This is a genomic window from Enterobacter sp. 237C8 (genome assembly GCF_034106865.1).
Taxonomy (GTDB): Bacteria; Pseudomonadota; Gammaproteobacteria; order Enterobacterales; family Enterobacteriaceae; genus Enterobacter; species Enterobacter asburiae_B.
Genome location: NZ_JAWNDF010000009.1, coordinates 37604 through 54113, shown reverse-complemented (window position 1 = coordinate 54113; position 16510 = coordinate 37604). Strand labels below are relative to the sequence as shown.

Here is a 16510-nt window from a genome sequence, read left to right as displayed (position 1 = left end):
ATGACAATTTCGGAGATACTTCAGTACTGCATGAGCAAGCCCGGCGCGGAGCAGAGCGTTCATAGCGACTGGAAAGCCACGCAGATAAAAGTGGGAGATGTGCTGTTTGCGATGGTGAAAGAGGTGGAAGGCCGTCCGGCGGCGTCGCTGAAAACCAGCCCTGAACTGGCGGATTTGCTACGCCAGCAGCATGATGACGTGAGGCCGAGCAAGCACCTTAATAAGGCGCACTGGAGCACCGTCTATCTGGATGGGTCGATTCCTGGCTCGCAGATTTACTACCTGGTGGACGCGTCCTATCAGCAGGCGGTTGAGCTGCTGCCGGAAACCACCCGACAGCAACTCTCCGTGTGACAATTACAGCAACGGTTTAAGGAAGCGCGCGGTGTGCGAGGCTTCGCACTCTGCAACGGTCTCTGGCGTACCGGAGACGAGAATTTCACCGCCGCCGCTGCCGCCTTCCGGGCCGAGATCGACAATCCAGTCAGCGGTTTTAATCACGTCCAGGTTATGTTCGATGACCACGATGGTGTTGCCCTGATCGCGCAGCTGATGCAGAACCTCGAGCAGCTGCTGGATATCGGCAAAGTGCAGGCCCGTGGTCGGCTCGTCCAGAATGTAGAGCGTCTGACCGGTGCCGCGTTTTGACAGCTCACGCGCCAGCTTCACGCGCTGCGCTTCACCGCCGGATAGCGTTGTGGCCGACTGCCCCAGACGAATGTAGGTCAGGCCGACGTCCATCAGAGTCTGCAGCTTACGCGCCAGCGCAGGGACGGCGTCAAAGAACTCGCGCGCCTCTTCGATGGTCATGTCCAGCACTTCGTGGATGGTCTTGCCCTTGTACTTAATCTCCAGCGTTTCGCGGTTATAGCGTTTGCCTTTGCACTGGTCGCACGGCACGTAGATATCCGGCAGGAAGTGCATTTCAACCTTGATCACGCCGTCGCCCTGGCACGCTTCGCAGCGGCCGCCGCGAACGTTAAAGCTGAAGCGTCCTGGCGTATAGCCGCGTGAACGCGCTTCCGGCACACCGGCAAAGAGTTCACGTACGGGCGTGAAGACGCCGGTATAGGTTGCCGGGTTAGAGCGCGGGGTACGGCCAATCGGGCTCTGGTCAATGTCGATAACTTTATCGAAATGCTCCAGACCCTGGATGTCGCGGTACGGCGCAGACTCGGCCAGCGTCGCGCCGTTCAGCGCCGTCTGCGCAATCGGGAACAGCGTATCGTTGATCAGCGTCGATTTACCGGAACCGGACACGCCGGTGATGCAGGTAAACAGGCCAACCGGCAGCGTCAGGGTGACGTCTTTCAGGTTGTTGCCGCGCGCGCCGGTCAGCTTCAGCACTTTTTCCGGATCTGCCGCTACGCGCTGTTTCGGCACCTCAATCTTACGCTTGCCGCTCATGAACTGACCGGTCAGCGACTCGGGCACCGCCATGATGTCCTTCAGCGTCCCTTCCGCGACCACCTGGCCGCCGTGTACGCCAGCGCCAGGGCCAATGTCGATGACGTGGTCAGCCGCGCGGATCGCATCTTCATCGTGTTCGACCACGATCACCGTGTTACCGAGGTTGCGCAGGTGGACCAGCGTGCCGAGCAGGCGCTCGTTGTCGCGCTGGTGCAGGCCGATGGACGGCTCATCCAGCACGTACATCACGCCGACTAAGCCCGCGCCAATCTGGCTCGCCAGACGGATACGCTGGGCTTCACCGCCGGAGAGCGTTTCTGCCGAGCGGGAAAGCGTCAGGTAGTTCAGGCCGACGTTCACGAGGAATTTCAGGCGATCGCCAATCTCTTTCAGCACTTTTTCGGCGATTTTCGCGCGCTGGCCGGAGAGCTTCAGATTGTTGAAGAAGTCCATCGCATGGCCGATGCTCATGTCTGAGATGGTAGGCAGCGCGGTGTTTTCCACAAACACGTGGCGCGCTTCGCGACGCAGACGCGTGCCTTCACAGGTGGCGCAGGAGCGGTTGCTGATGAACTTCGCCAGCTCCTCGCGCACCGCGCTGGATTCGGTCTCTTTGTAGCGGCGCTCCATGTTGTGCAGCACCCCTTCGAACGGGTGGCGGCGCACGGAGGTATCGCCGCGATCGTTCATATACTTGAACTCGATGTTCTCTTTGCCGGAACCGAACAGGATCACTTTGTGCACGTTCGGGGTCAGGCTCGCCCACGGGGCTTCGACGTCGAACTTGTAGTGCTCCGCCAGCGATTTCAGCATCTGGAAGTAGTAGAAGTTACGCTTGTCCCAGCCGCGAATGGCCCCGCCCGCCAGCGACAGCTCCGGGTTCTGAATCACACGGTCCGGATCGAAATATTGTTGAACACCCAGGCCGTCACACGTCGGGCACGCGCCCGCCGGGTTGTTGAATGAGAACAGGCGCGGCTCGAGCTCGCGCATGCTGTAGCCGCAAATCGGGCAGGCGAAGTTGGCGGAGAAGAGCAGCTCTTCCGCTTTTGGGTCGTCCATGTCGGAGACCACGGCCGTGCCGCCAGAGAGTTCCAGCGCCGTTTCAAAAGATTCCGCCAGACGCGTGGCGAGATCGTCGCGCACCTTAAAGCGGTCAATCACCACTTCGATGGTGTGCTTCTTCTGCAGCTCCAGCTTTGGCGGGTCGGACAGGTCACACACCTCGCCGTCGATACGGGCGCGGATATAGCCCTGGCTTGCCAGGTTTTCCAGCGTTTTGGTGTGTTCGCCTTTTCGCTCTTTAATGATCGGCGCCAGCAGCATCAGGCGTTTGCCTTCCGGCTGCGACAGCACGTTATCCACCATCTGGCTTACGGTCTGGGCCGCCAGCGGGACGTCGTGGTCCGGGCAGCGCGGCTCACCCACGCGGGCATACAGCAGACGCAGGTAGTCATGAATTTCGGTAATGGTACCGACCGTTGAACGCGGGTTATGCGAGGTGGACTTCTGCTCAATAGAGATAGCAGGGGACAACCCTTCAATGTGGTCGACATCCGGTTTTTCCATCAGCGACAGGAACTGACGCGCGTACGCAGAGAGCGATTCAACGTAACGACGCTGTCCTTCGGCATACAAAGTGTCGAAAGCCAGTGAGGATTTGCCAGACCCCGAAAGCCCGGTCACGACAATGAGTTTGTCGCGAGGGATTATGAGGTTGATATTCTTGAGATTGTGGGTGCGGGCGCCCCGAACTTCGATCTTATCCATTCACCTTTCCCGGTTGGAACACGGATTGCCTGATTTGTTTGAAGGACAAACGGCTGTCAGAAACGGCTAATTATGACACAATTTGACCTGTTTGAATATACAGTATTGGAATGCATTTTCTGATTGGCTGTGTAACAATGTAGAGTCCGCGAGAGATTTCTGAACCGACTACGCAACTATGCAAATTGCCGCGTGGAAATGGTACACTCGCGCGTTTACACTATTAAGAAACGTATTCAGGAGACACGAACATGGCCAGCAGAGGCGTAAACAAGGTGATTCTCGTCGGTAATCTGGGCCAGGACCCGGAAGTACGCTACATGCCGAGTGGTGGCGCAGTTGCCAACATTACGCTGGCTACTTCCGAATCCTGGCGTGATAAAGCGACCGGTGAGATGAAAGAGCAGACCGAATGGCACCGTGTAGTGCTGTTTGGCAAACTGGCCGAAGTGGCCGGTGAGTATCTGCGTAAAGGTTCTCAGGTCTATATCGAAGGCCAGCTGCGTACCCGCAAATGGACCGATCAGGCCGGCGCTGAGAAGTACACCACAGAAGTCGTGGTCAACGTGGGCGGTACCATGCAGATGCTGGGTGGCCGTCAGGGCGGTGGTGCACCGGCAGGTGGCGGTCAGAGCCAGCAGCAGGGCGGTTGGGGTCAGCCTCAGCAGCCGCAGGGCGGCAACCAGTTCAGCGGCGGCGCACAGTCTCGTCCGCAGCAGCAGTCTGCTCCGGCGCCGTCTAACGAACCGCCAATGGATTTCGACGACGACATTCCGTTCTGATTTCCGCGTGCTGAAAACAAAAAACCCAGACTATCGTCTGGGTTTTTTTATTCCGTCAGGGATCAGGTAATCACCATCGGCCAGTCTGGCGGCGTGTGGCTCATCGCCTCAACCATCACCACTTTAATATTTTCCCAGACGGCGGCGATATCCAGCAGGGTGATGCCAAGCAGGCCCGTTGCAAACCAGCAGGCCGCACCCAGCCCCAGCAGAGTGCTGATAACAGCAAGACCCGCATAGTCAGATTTACGAAACTGAATGTTCAGCGTGCTGGCTAAAAACATCAGTACCGCACTCAACAAAGGCCAGCGCAGGAGAACCATGCTGGTAGTAATGGTTGCCATAAAACCCATCCTCTATAAAACAGACGAACTGAATGAAACGGTGTTTCTCGTTACAAAATATGTGTGAACTATATCACATTTGTTGATTTATTCGCCAGCATCTGAACGATCAAAAAAGAGGATTTTATTCCTCAGAAAAGGCGATTGCGCGGGCTGGTCCTGCCTTCGGCGCACGAGGAGGCGGAGCCACAGCTTGCCGAAAATGCCCTTCGGGCAAGTGGGGATAGCGCAAATGCAGTTTTTATAAGAGGGGCATTATTCTCCGCCAATACTCAAAATATTGTGGTGTAGGCTGACTATTTATAAATCAACGAACACAATGGCTCAGAGCAAATAGCATAAAACGTCATGATGAAATTGTACTTTTTTCATGCTGTAAGACGTTTGGCTTAATCAACGATTGTCTGTTGTGTTATCTTCCCGTCTGCCTGACGAGCTGGATAATTATTTTCCTTAATTGAAACGGAACGAATACTTACAGTTTAACTTACGGGAAAATATTATCGGCATAACGAAATTTAAGATTTTTAATACTAAAAGTCAGTTGCTAACTTCGCATGATTCATGCAACGTAATCACCTGTTTAACAAAGCATCCGGCCTTAAGTACTACAGGCGTACAACATGCAGGGATATAGGGCGGGAAATGAATCGTAGCGCGCGGCGCAAAATGCTCAGGGTGGTAGGGATCATCATGGTAGTTATGCTGCCGGTGATGCTTGCGCTATGGTTTGCCCAACTGCGTGCCGTGTCTGAAACAAGCGCCCAGCTACGCACATTTGCTGAACTGGCTTTAGACAAAACAGAGCTGGTTATTCAACAGGTTGAGCTGGCCAGGGACGAGGCGGTAAAATATCAGGGCGAGCTTTGCACGCCGGGACACCGTCAATATATGCTGAACGTTGTTCGTGGCCGCCTGTTTGTCGCCGATTTAATTTACGCTGAAGGTCAGAATTTTCTTTGTTCGACCGTTTTTACACCGGATCACCCCTACGCCATTCCTGTCGCTAATTACACGCGCAAACCTGACGTCGCTATCTATTATTATCGCGATACCCCATTTTATACTGGCTATAAAATGACATATATGCAGCGCGGAAATTATGTGGTGGTCGTCAATCCGCTTTCATACAGCGAAGTCATGTCCGCGGATCATTCTCTCTCCTGGGGTGTGTACGACACGGTAACCAATGCTTTCTTTTCCGTCAGCCAGAAAGCCAATGTTTCTTTATTAAATTCGATGATTCGGGATAAGGAATCGGTATTTCAAAAAGATAACCGCTTTTATACGATCGTAACATCTCCCAAAAGACCGATTGCGGCCATTGTCTCGACATCAAATAAACGCTTTTATGAAACGCTTTATCACCAGGCGACGTTGACGCTACCGCTGGGCATGATCTGCAGCATTATTATTTTGCTGGTATGGTCGCGTACCCATCGTGAGCTTAATTCGCCGGGGCGCTTACTGCACCGCGCGCTGAACAAACGACAGCTTTGCGTCCACTATCAGCCGATTATTGATATTAAGAATAACCAGTGTGTGGGTGCGGAGGCGCTGTTGCGCTGGCCTGGCTTTAATGGGCAGGTGATGAGCCCGGCTGAGTTTATCCCGCTGGCGGAAAATGAGGGGATGAGCGAGCGGATTACGGACTATGTCGTTGAGGAGGTGTTCAACGATCTGGGCCATTTCCTGGCCGAGCATCCGCATCTCTATATTTCGATTAACCTGTCGGCCACGGATTTCCACTCCTCGCGGCTGATCGCCATGATTTCCGACAAGGCCCGCCACTACGCCGTCCGTGCGCAGCAAATCAAAATAGAAGTGACGGAACGCGGTTTTATCGATGTGCCAAAAACCACCCCGGTGATTCAGGCTTTCCGTCAGGCGGGTTATGAAGTCGCGATCGATGATTTTGGTACCGGCTACTCGAACCTGCACAACCTCTACTCGCTGAACGTGGATATTCTGAAAATCGATAAATCGTTTATCGATACCTTAACGACCAACAGTACCAGTCACCTGATCGCCGAGCATATTATCGAGATGGCGCAAAGCCTGCGGCTGAAAACCATTGCGGAAGGGGTAGAGACGGCAGAGCAGGTAAGCTGGCTGTTGAAGCGCGGCGTCCAGTTTTGTCAGGGATGGCACTTCGCGAAAGCGATGCCGCCCCAGGAATTTATGACCTGGCAGCAGCAGCCTTTGCACTGAGGGCGATTAATTCAACTGGTGGCGATAGTCGCTCGGCGTGCGGTCAAACTCGCGGCGAAACACGCGGGAAAAGGTTTGTTGCGACACATAGCCAAGGTCCATCGCGATATCAAAAATGGGCCGCTGCGTTGAGCGTAGCGCCTGCGCCGCCAGCAGCAGTCTGCGCTGGCGAATGTACTCACCCAGCGTCTGATGCATGACCGTGCGGAACATTCTCTGTAAATACCATTTCGAATAGCCCGACTTTTTAGCGACCACATCAATGTTCAACGGTTGGTCGATATGTTCATCAATCCATTCAATAAGCGTCTGAATAATCTGCTGATGCGACATAAGGTTGCCCCTCTGTAGATACAACTATCTCGGTTAATTCGTCGTTTTCTCTGCGGGCGAGTATAATTCCTCAAGTTAACTTGAGGTAAAGAGGTTTTATGGAAAAGAGATTGCCGCGAATTAAAGCGCTGTTAACTCCCGGTGAAGTGGCGAAGCGAAGCGGCGTTGCGGTATCCGCGCTCCACTTCTATGAAAGCAAAGGGTTAATTAAAAGCATCCGCAACGGGGGCAACCAGCGTCGCTATACTCGCGACGTGCTCCGCTACGTGGCGATTATCAAAATTGCGCAACGAATCGGAATTCCCCTGGCCACGATCGGCGAGGCGTTTGGCGTGCTGCCGGAAGGGCATACGCTTAGCCCGAAAGAGTGGAAAGAGCTGTCGTCCCAGTGGCGTGAAGAGCTGGACAGGCGTATTCATACGCTGGTCGCGCTGCGTGACGAGCTGGATGGCTGCATCGGCTGCGGCTGCCTGTCGCGTAGCGATTGTCCGTTGCGTAACCCCGGCGACAGGCTGGGCGAGCAGGGGACGGGGGCGCGGCTGCTGGAAGAGGATTGAGATTGTGCGGCCGGTTTGCCGGGTGGCGGCTGCGCCTTACCCGGCCTACAAAACCGGGAACGTAGGCCGGGTAAGCGAAGCGCCACCCGGCAAAAGCATTATAAAGAACTAAAGCGCCACATAAGGGCGCTTTAGTTTTTCCCGGTCTTTGTCTTTCACTCTATCCCGCTGGTTCACGGGAGGGTTTCCCCCGACATCAGCACCCCTCAGTGTCGAGCTGGTTGGGGAGGTTCCGGATTGTGCTGACACTTTAATTCTATGCAAGACCCGTTTTTTCGCCAGCCTCACCGACCGTTTTTTAGACGAATTTTTTTCGCGGTGTTGTTCAATTTTCTATAGTTAAAAAGTATGAATAACAGGAGAAAACCATGCTCACGGTACACCACCTTAACCAGTCGCGCTCGCACCGCGCGATCTGGGCGCTGGAAGAACTCGGCCTGCCTTATGAGATCGTCCACTACCAGCGCGAAAAGAATATGCTGGCGCCGGAGGCTCTCAAAAAGGTGCATCCGTTGGGCAAATCGCCGGTTATCGAAGATAACGGACTGATCCTTGCAGAGTCGGGCGCCATCCTGGAGTACCTGCAGGAAACGTACGATCCCGAGTCACGCCTTAAACCTTTAGATCCGGCGCATAAGGTGCAATACCGCTTCTGGCTGCATTACGCCGAAGGATCGCTGATGCCGCTGCTGTTAATGAAGCTTGTCTTCAACAGCCTCGGCAAGCCGCCGGTGCCGTTTGGTATCAGAACCCTGGGCAAAGCGCTGGGGCAGGGGGTGCAGAAAGCGTATCTCAACCGTCAGCTGGAAACCCATGCGCGCTTTATTGAGTCACATCTTGCCGAAAACAGCTGGTTTGCCGGGGATTCGCTCAGCATGGCCGATATCCAGATGAGCTTCCCGATCTTTGCCCTGCTGGCGCGAGGCGGTATCGCTAATCTGCCGCATATTCTGGCGTGGAAGACAAAAGTTGAGAACACCCCAGGCTGGCAAAGAACCCTGGAACAGGGGGGCCCATTATCTATCCCGGGCGAGGACTGAAATGTAAACAAATTGCGCATAGACGATAACGTTTGCGCATCCTCTGTTTATTTCTTCAGCGTCATAAGTGAATTTTAGCGAAAAACGAGAAAGTTCAGTTGAAAAGGGCGGGGATTACGCTAGATAATCGTTTGCCTTAATTTGACCACCCGTTTGTAAGCGCGGAGCTAAACGTTTGCTTTTTTTGTGACGCCCTTTCGTCACAAACGCAACACAAGGATTTGACGTTCAGCTGGCAGTGGCGTCTCCACCTCGCTTACGGACTTCCTAAAAAACTCTCAGGGGATGTTTTCTATGTCTACGCCATCTGCGCGTACTGGCGGTTCACTTGACGCCATGTTTAAAATTTCGGCCCGCGGCAGCACCGTGCGCCAGGAAATTGTTGCCGGTTTGACAACGTTTCTGGCGATGGTTTATTCCGTCATCGTTGTGCCGGGCATGCTGGGCAAAGCAGGCTTCCCGCCAGCGGCTGTCTTTGTGGCGACCTGTCTTGTGGCCGGCGTGGGCTCCATCGTGATGGGTCTGTGGGCGAACCTGCCGCTGGCGATTGGTTGCGCCATCTCTCTGACCGCGTTTACCGCGTTCAGCCTGGTGCTGGGTCAGCACATCAGCGTACCGGTTGCGCTGGGTGCCGTGTTCCTGATGGGTGTGCTGTTTACCGTGATTTCAGCGACCGGCATCCGTAGCTGGATTTTGCGCAACCTGCCGCAGGGCGTGGCGCACGGTACCGGCATCGGTATCGGCCTGTTCCTGTTGCTGATCGCCGCCAACGGCGTCGGTCTGGTCATCAAGAACCCGCTGGACGGTCTGCCGGTAGCTCTGGGCCACTTCGCCAGCTTCCCGGTGATCATGTCGCTGATCGGTCTGGCGGTGATTATCGGTCTGGAAAAACTGAAGGTGCCTGGCGGCATTCTGCTGACCATTATCGGCGTTTCTATTGTCGGCCTGATTTTCGATCCAACCGTACACTTCTCCGGTATCTTCGCCATGCCGTCGCTGAGCGATGACAAAGGCAACTCCCTGATTGGCAGCCTGGATATCGTTGGCGCGCTGAACCCGGTGATCCTGCCAAGCGTGCTGGCGCTGGTCATGACCGCCGTGTTTGACGCGACCGGTACCATTCGTGCGGTGGCCGGTCAGGCGAACCTGCTGGATAAAGACGGTCAGATTATTGACGGCGGCAAAGCGCTGACTACCGACTCCCTGAGCAGCGTCTTCTCCGGCCTGGTGGGCGCGGCGCCTGCGGCGGTGTACATCGAATCCGCAGCGGGTACGGCGGCAGGTGGTAAAACCGGCCTGACGGCGATCACCGTCGGCGTGCTGTTCATGCTGATCCTGTTCCTCTCTCCGCTCTCCTATCTGGTTCCGGCGTATGCGACCGCGCCAGCGCTGATGTACGTTGGCCTGCTGATGCTGAGCAACGTAGCGAAAATCGATTTTGCGGACTTCGTGGACGCGATGTCTGGCCTGATTACCGCGGTCTTCATCGTCCTGACCTGTAACATCGTGACCGGCATTATGATCGGCTTCGCGTCGCTGGTGATTGGTCGTCTGGTCTCCGGTGAATGGCGCAAGCTGAACGTCGGCACCGTGATTATCGCCGTTGCGCTGGTAGCGTTCTACGCGGGCGGCTGGGCAATCTAAGTTGTCCATTGATGCGAAAACGGGTGGCTCAGGCCGCCCATTTTTATTTTCAGGACTCATCCTGTTGCCTTTTGCGTTACTCTGGAGAAGATAGAATAAAAGGCACGACGCCTTCCGGAGTACATAAGCAACACAGCAAACAGGGAACGCATGGAAATCTTCTTCACAATACTCATCATGACCCTTGTGGTCTCGCTATCCGGGGTGGTTACACGCGTACTGCCCTTTCAGGTCCCCCTGCCATTAATGCAAATTGCCATCGGCGCGCTGCTGGCGTGGCCGACGTTTGGCCTGCACGTGGAATTTGACCCCGAACTGTTCCTCGTGCTGTTTATCCCGCCGCTGCTGTTTGCCGATGGCTGGAAAACGCCCACGCGAGAATTCCTTGAGCACGGGCGCGAGATCTTCGGCCTGGCGCTGGCGCTGGTGGTGGTCACCGTCGTCGGGATTGGTTTTCTGATCTACTGGGCGGTACCGGGTATTCCATTAATACCGGCTTTTGCGCTGGCCGCCGTGCTGTCGCCAACCGATGCCGTGGCGCTGTCCGGCATTGTGGGTGAAGGCCGTATTCCGAAGAAAATCATGGGGATTTTACAGGGTGAGGCGCTGATGAACGACGCCTCCGGCCTGGTCGCCCTGAAGTTTGCCGTGGCCGTTGCGATGGGCACGATGGTCTTTACCATCGGCGGCGCAACCCTGGAATTCTTCAAGGTGGCGATTGGCGGTATTCTGGCGGGCTTCGTGGTGAGCTGGCTGTACGGCCGCTCATTGCGCTTCCTCAGCCGCTGGGGCGGCGATGAGCCCGCAACGCAGATCGTACTGCTGTTCCTGCTGCCGTTTGCCTCTTATCTGATTGCCGAACATATCGGCGTGTCGGGCATTCTGGCTGCGGTTGCGGCGGGGATGACCATCACCCGTTCCGGCGTAATGCGTCGCGCGCCGCTGGCCATGCGTCTGCGTGCCAACAGCACCTGGGCCATGCTGGAATTTGTCTTTAACGGCATGGTGTTCCTGCTGTTGGGCCTGCAGCTGCCGGGCATTATGGAATCCTCGCTGGTGGCGGCGGAGGCCGATCCGAACGTTGAGGTCTGGATGCTGTTTACCGACATCGTGCTGATCTACATGGCGCTGATGCTGGTGCGTTTCGGCTGGCTGTGGACGATGAAAAACTTCAGCGTACGTTTCCTGAAGAAAAAGCCGATGGAGTTCGGCTCGTGGACAACGCGTGAGCTGCTGATCGCCTCTTTTGCGGGCGTACGCGGGGCGATCACCCTTGCCGGTGTGCTCTCCATTCCGCTGCTGCTGCCCACGGGCGACGTCTTCCCGGCGCGCTACGAGCTGGTCTTCCTTGCGGCGGGCGTAATTCTGTTCTCCCTGTTTGTCGGCGTGATTATGCTGCCGATTTTACTCCAGCATATTGATGCCGGTGATTCGACCCAGCAGCATAAAGAGGAGCGTATTGCCCGGGCGGCCACCGCCGAAGTGGCAATTGTCGCGATTCAGAAGATGGAAGAGCGTCTGGCCGCGGATGCGGAAGAGAACATCGACAATCAGCTGCTGACGGAAGTCAGTTCCCGCGTGATTGGTAACCTGCGCCGCCGCGCGGACGGGCGTAACGATGTGGAAAGCTCGCTGCAGGAGGAAAACCTGGAGCGCCGGTTCCGCCTGGCGGCGCTGCGCTCAGAGCGCGCCGAGCTGTACCATCTGCGCGCCACGCGCCAGATCAGCAACGAAACGCTGCAAAAGCTGCTGCACGATCTGGACCTGCTGGAAGCGCTGTTGATAGAGAATCAGTAGCGCTGTTTTTGCCTGGTGGCGCTGCGCTTACCGGGCCTGCGTGCTCGATCGGTTCCCTCTCCTTGTGGGCTGCGGGTTTCCCACAAAATAATGCCTGCACGGACGACCCCCTCTCCCTTGAGGGAGAGGGCTGGGGTGAGGGGGAACATACGGCTGTGGAGGTCATTCCGTTCACTTTATGTTCCTTGCTACTCTGTAACGACATGACCGGTGAACGTGCCAGGGTGGCTCAATCGCCACCACCCTGGCGACCCGGGCTCCCGGCGGTAAATCGCCGCTTCGCGGTGCCCTCAGCTTATTCCTTCAGGCTATCGGGTCGGGCATGAGCCTGCATCCCTGCAGGCCACGCCCTCTCGGCGCATCCCTGCGCCTCGCCCCGGCCTTACGGAAACGCTTCGGCGATTTACAGTCGGACCAGGGTGTCGCTGTAAGTCATTAATTTTGCAGAAGAAGTGTTCATCGCTTCAGGTGAAAAATTACTGGGGATTCCTCAGCCCTGTGGGAGAGGGTTAGGGTGAGGGCACCCAAAACCCCTCACAACACTGCAGCCACGCCTGCGCGCTCTGCGATAAATACACCCCTTCGCGCCAGATCATCCCCAGCTGCCAGTGCAGGTCGCTCTCCAGCGGGATCCAGCGCAGCGTGTTTTTATCCAGACGCTCGCAGATAGGCTGCGGCAGAATGGCAATCCCCACGCCGGCCTGCACCATCGCCGCCAGGAAATCCCACTGTCCGCTGCGCACCGCTATGCGCGGCTTGACGTTATGCTGGTTAAACAGCGTCATCAGCTGGCGGCTGAGAGCGAAGTCTTCGTTGTAGATCAGCAGAGGGTGCTCGCCGAGCAGTTCAGGTCTCACCGAGTCTAACTTCAGCCAGTCGCCGGAGCGGGGAACCAGCACGCACAGCGGGTGGCTAAAGAGCGGAAGCGTCGCCAGACCGCTCTCTTCCTCAACGGGAAGGGCGGTCATTGCCACGTCGAGCTCGCCGTTGGTGACGGCCTGCTGGACGGTTAACCCACCAAACTCCGAAATCTTCAGCTCAACGCCGGGATAACGCTGGCGAAACAGGCTAATCGGCCCGGCCATCATCATCCCCACCATGGGCGGAATGCCGAGGCGAAGCACCCCTTTCTTCAGATGATTGATATCGCCCAGCTCTGCTTCCAGCTGGCGAAACTCCGCCAGAATCGCCAGCCCGCGTTCGAATACTACGCGTCCGGTGTCGGTCAGCAACAGCTTGCGCCCGTCGCGGATCAGCAGGGTACAGTTCAGTTCATCTTCGAGGTTTTTCAGCATTTTGCTGATGGTGGGCTGGGTAACAAACAACTTCTCCGCTGCGCGGGTAAAACTTTGCTGACGAACCACTTCGACAAAATAGCGCAGCGTTCTTATGTCCATGATTATTCCTCGAAACTATACCTTTGATGATTTTAATTCATTTCAGTCCATACCGTGCGCTCTCTATACTGGCGCCTCGTCTCATTTTTGAGGAAAACCCCCATGGCCGTGGCGTTAAGCCGTGTTACGCCTGCCGTTGTGCAACGACTCCAGGTCCCGGTGCAGGTACTGCTCTACGCGGGACTGTTTGTTTTCGCGGAATATCTTGTCGGCTGGCTGCATCTGCCGCTGCCCGCCAATCTTGTCGGGATGCTGCTGATGCTGACGCTTATTCTGTGCCGCGTGATCCCCCTTAACTGGGTACGCGCCGGGGCGCGCTGGCTGCTGGCGGAGATGCTGCTGTTCTTTGTTCCGGCGGTGGTGGCGGTGGTGAACTATGCGCAGCTGCTGATGGTGGACGGCTGGCGAATCTTTGCGGTTATCGCGCTGAGTACGCTGATGGTGCTGGGGGCAACCGCCTGGGTGGTGGATAAAGTGTATCGCTTTGAAATCAGCAGGCACAAACATGACTAATTTTCAGATCAGCGTCTTGTGCCTGATTGCGACGCTGGCGATCTACTTTGCCAACAAGCGGCTGTATCGCCGCTTTCATGCCCTGCCGCTGATGCCGCTGGTCTTCACGCCGATCCTGCTGGTGCTGATGCTGGTCTTCGGCCACATCTCCTGGCAGAACTACATTGGCGAATCCCACTGGCTGCTGTGGCTGCTCGGCCCGGCGACCATCGCTTTTGCCGTCCCCGTTTACGACAACCTGGCGATTATCAAACGCCACTGGATGTCGCTCAGCGCGGGCGTCATCACCGCCACGGTGGTCGCGGTGTGTAGCTCCGTCTGGCTGGCGCGGCTGTTTACGCTGCCCGATGAAATTCAGCGCAGCCTGGCGGTGCGTTCGGTGACCACGCCGTTTGCGCTGGCGGCCGCTAAACCGCTCGGCGGGCAGCCGGACCTGGTGGCGCTGTTTGTTGTCGTGACGGGTGTGTTCGGTATGGCGGTCGGCGATATGTTGTTCCTGCGCTTGTCGATCCGGGAAGGGATGGCGAAAGGCGCGGGGTTTGGCGCGGCGTCGCACGGGGCTGGCACGGCACGTTCGTATGAGCTGGGGCAGCAGGAGGGCGTTGTCGCAAGCCTGGTAATGATGCTCTCAGGCGTAGTGATGGTGCTGATTGCGCCGCTGGTGGCGTGGGTGATGTTTTAAGCTCCCCGGCCAGAATGACCGGGGAGAAAGGCTTAGTGCGCGCGGCCCTGCTCAACGCCCAGGCCGGTTTGAGAACGGATGAACTGGGCGCGGAATTTCTCACGCTCCAGGTTACCCTCCGGCGAATTGTCGGTGGCCGAGAAGAACCAGATGCCGATAAACGCCACGGCGATCGAGAACAGCGCCGGGTATTCATACGGGAAGATAGCGCTTGCGTGACCGAGGATCTGCACCCAGATGGTCGGGCCCAGAATCATCAGGATCACCGCCGTCAGCAGCCCCAGCCAGCCGCCAATCATCGCGCCGCGCGTGGTCAGCTTCGACCAGTACATGGAGAGCAGGATGATCGGGAAGTTACAGCTTGCCGCAATCGAGAAGGCCAGCCCCACCATAAACGCGATGTTCTGCTTCTCAAACAGAATGCCTAACAGAATCGCCACGACGCCCAGCACCAGCACGGTGATTTTCGAGACCTTCAGCTCGTCGCGCTCGCTCGCGCCTTTGCGGATAACGTTGGCGTAGAGGTCATGCGACACCGCAGACGCGCCGGCGAGCGTCAGCCCAGCAACCACCGCAAGAATGGTGGCGAAGGCCACGGCGGAGATAAAGCCGAGGAACAGGTTACCGCCCACCGCGTCCGCCAGATGCACCGCCGCCATGTTGTTACCGCCAATCAGCGCGCCCGCCGCGTCTTTAAACGCCGGGTTCGCCCCCACCAGCATGATCGCGCCAAAGCCGATGATAAAGGTCAGTATGTAGAAGTAACCCATAAAACCGGTGGCGTAGAAGACGCTCTTGCGCGCTTCACGCGCATCGCTCACGGTGAAGAAGCGCATCAGGATATGCGGCAGGCCCGCGGTACCGAACATCAGGCCGAGACCGAGCGAGAGCGCGGATATCGGGTCTTTCACCAGCCCGCCCGGGCTCATGATCGCTTCCCCTTTCGGGTGGACCGCCATCGCTTCGGTGAACAGGTTATTGAAGCTGAACCCGACGTGCTTCATCACCATAAAGGCCATAAAGCTGGCGCCGAATAGCAGCAGGACGGCTTTGATGATCTGCACCCAGGTGGTTGCCAGCATGCCGCCGAACAGCACGTACATCACCATCAGCACGCCAACCAGCACCACCGCGACGTGGTAGTTCAGGCCGAACAGCAGTTCGATCAATTTACCCGCGCCGACCATCTGCGCAATCAGGTACAGCGCCACCACCACCAGCGAACCGCAGGCGGAGAGGGTGCGAATCGGCCCCTGCTTCAGGCGATAGGAGGCCACGTCAGCGAAGGTATAGCGGCCCAGGTTACGCAGGCGTTCGGCAATCAGGAACAGGATGATCGGCCAGCCGACGAGGAAGCCGAGGGAATAAATCAGGCCGTCATAGCCGGATGTATACACCAGCGCGGAGATCCCGAGGAACGAGGCGGCGGACATAAAGTCACCCGCGATCGCCAGCCCGTTCTGGAAGCCGGTAATGTTGCCGCCCGCGGTGTAGTAATCGTTACGGGAGCGCACGCGTTTCGACGCCCAGTAGGTGATGTACAGCGTCAGCAGGACGAAAATCAGGAACATCACAATGGCCTGCCAGTTGGTTGGCTGGCGCTGGACCTCGCCGGTAATGGCATCCGCCGCGTGGGCGGCAAAGGGAAGCGTGGCGGCGAGCGCCGTCAGAACTCTCTTCATGATGCTTTTACCTCTTGCAGTACCGCTTTATTAAGTCGATCGAATTCACCGTTCGCGCGCCAGACGTAGACGCCGGTCAGCAGGAATGAAATCACAATCACGCCAATGCCAATCGGAATACCGCGCGTCACGCTGGTTCCCTCGTGCAGCGGGGTGCCCAGCCAGTGCGGGGCAAAGGCGATCAGCAGAATAAAGCCGACGTAGATAACCAGCATGATGATGGAAAGGATGAAGGCAAACCGTTGCCGCTTATCGACGAGCTCCCTGTAGTGCGCACTATTCTCTATCTGCTGACAAATATCGTTATTCATCACAGAGTCTCCAAAGGTAAGGTAGGTTTGTTTTTAG

15 protein-coding genes are annotated in these 16510 nt (G+C 56.8%); 9 read left to right on the top strand and 6 right to left on the bottom strand.

The features are described 5' to 3' along the window. Positions 1–354, top strand: coding sequence for an MmcQ/YjbR family DNA-binding protein (locus USF70_RS18570; protein WP_023310053.1), 354 nt, complete (start codon positions 1–3; stop codon positions 352–354). A 3-nt stretch (positions 355–357) separates the two neighbouring features. Here USF70_RS18570 and uvrA read toward each other — a convergent pair whose 3' ends face one another. Beyond that, the gene (gene uvrA, locus USF70_RS18565) at positions 358–3180 is read right to left on the bottom strand and encodes an excinuclease ABC subunit UvrA (protein ID WP_320735898.1); all 2823 of its coding nucleotides are present in this window, start codon (positions 3178–3180) and stop codon (positions 358–360) included. Between the two features lie 251 nt (positions 3181–3431). On the opposite strand from uvrA, the gene ssb1 reads away from it, so the two are divergent. Next, on the top strand, positions 3432–3962 hold the full coding sequence (gene ssb1 / locus USF70_RS18560; RefSeq protein WP_029740211.1) for a single-stranded DNA-binding protein SSB1: 531 nt from the start codon (positions 3432–3434) through the stop codon (positions 3960–3962). Between the two features lie 62 nt (positions 3963–4024). Here the strand turns inward: ssb1 and USF70_RS18555 are convergent, their stop codons facing one another. After that, complete coding sequence (locus USF70_RS18555; RefSeq protein ID WP_008503385.1) at positions 4025–4306, bottom strand: YjcB family protein; 282 nt, start codon at positions 4304–4306, stop codon at positions 4025–4027. A gap of 645 nt (positions 4307–4951) precedes the next feature. Between USF70_RS18555 and USF70_RS18550 the strand changes: the two genes are divergently transcribed. Next, complete coding sequence (locus tag USF70_RS18550; protein ID WP_029740210.1) at positions 4952–6517, top strand: EAL domain-containing protein; 1566 nt, start codon at positions 4952–4954, stop codon at positions 6515–6517. 6 nt (positions 6518–6523) lie between these two features. On the opposite strand, the gene soxS is transcribed toward USF70_RS18550, so the two are convergent. Then, complete coding sequence (soxS, locus tag USF70_RS18545; RefSeq protein ID WP_013095071.1) at positions 6524–6850, bottom strand: superoxide response transcriptional regulator SoxS; 327 nt, start codon at positions 6848–6850, stop codon at positions 6524–6526. 98 nt (positions 6851–6948) lie between these two features. On the opposite strand from soxS, the gene soxR reads away from it, so the two are divergent. The 4 genes from soxR (at position 6949) to USF70_RS18525 (ending at position 11888) form a co-directional block, all read left to right on the top strand. After that, positions 6949–7407, top strand: a complete 459-nt coding sequence (soxR, locus tag USF70_RS18540) for a redox-sensitive transcriptional activator SoxR (protein WP_023331806.1) — start codon at positions 6949–6951, stop codon at positions 7405–7407. A gap of 368 nt (positions 7408–7775) precedes the next feature. Beyond that, positions 7776–8447 (top strand): glutathione S-transferase family protein, encoded by a 672-nt coding sequence (locus USF70_RS18535; RefSeq protein ID WP_069303531.1) that lies wholly within the window; start codon positions 7776–7778, stop codon positions 8445–8447. Positions 8448–8741: 294 nt separating this feature from the next. Further along, complete coding sequence (ghxP, locus tag USF70_RS18530) at positions 8742–10091, top strand: guanine/hypoxanthine transporter GhxP (protein ID WP_023310059.1); 1350 nt, start codon at positions 8742–8744, stop codon at positions 10089–10091. Positions 10092–10241: 150 nt separating this feature from the next. Then, entirely contained in the window at positions 10242–11888 is a 1647-nt protein-coding gene (locus tag USF70_RS18525) for a Na+/H+ antiporter (protein ID WP_033144417.1), read from the top strand. 509 nt (positions 11889–12397) lie between these two features. Here USF70_RS18525 and USF70_RS18520 read toward each other — a convergent pair. Beyond that, complete coding sequence (locus USF70_RS18520; protein ID WP_023310061.1) at positions 12398–13285, bottom strand: LysR family transcriptional regulator; 888 nt, start codon at positions 13283–13285, stop codon at positions 12398–12400. 102 nt (positions 13286–13387) lie between these two features. Between USF70_RS18520 and USF70_RS18515 the strand changes: the two genes are divergently transcribed. Then, positions 13388–13798, top strand: coding sequence for a CidA/LrgA family protein (locus USF70_RS18515; RefSeq protein ID WP_021242769.1), 411 nt, complete (start codon positions 13388–13390; stop codon positions 13796–13798). Further along, positions 13791–14480 (top strand): LrgB family protein, encoded by a 690-nt coding sequence (locus tag USF70_RS18510; protein ID WP_023310063.1) that lies wholly within the window; start codon positions 13791–13793, stop codon positions 14478–14480. The genes USF70_RS18515 and USF70_RS18510 overlap by 8 nt, the downstream gene beginning before the upstream one ends. Positions 14481–14512: 32 nt before the next feature. Here the strand turns inward: USF70_RS18510 and actP are convergent, their stop codons facing one another. Then, on the bottom strand, positions 14513–16162 hold the full coding sequence (gene actP, locus USF70_RS18505; RefSeq protein WP_033144419.1) for a cation/acetate symporter ActP: 1650 nt from the start codon (positions 16160–16162) through the stop codon (positions 14513–14515). Continuing rightward, positions 16159–16473: a DUF485 domain-containing protein gene (locus USF70_RS18500; RefSeq protein WP_023310065.1), complete on the bottom strand. Its 315-nt coding sequence runs from the start codon at positions 16471–16473 to the stop codon at positions 16159–16161. The genes actP and USF70_RS18500 overlap by 4 nt, the downstream gene beginning before the upstream one ends. Positions 16474–16510: the final 37 nt, after the last annotated feature.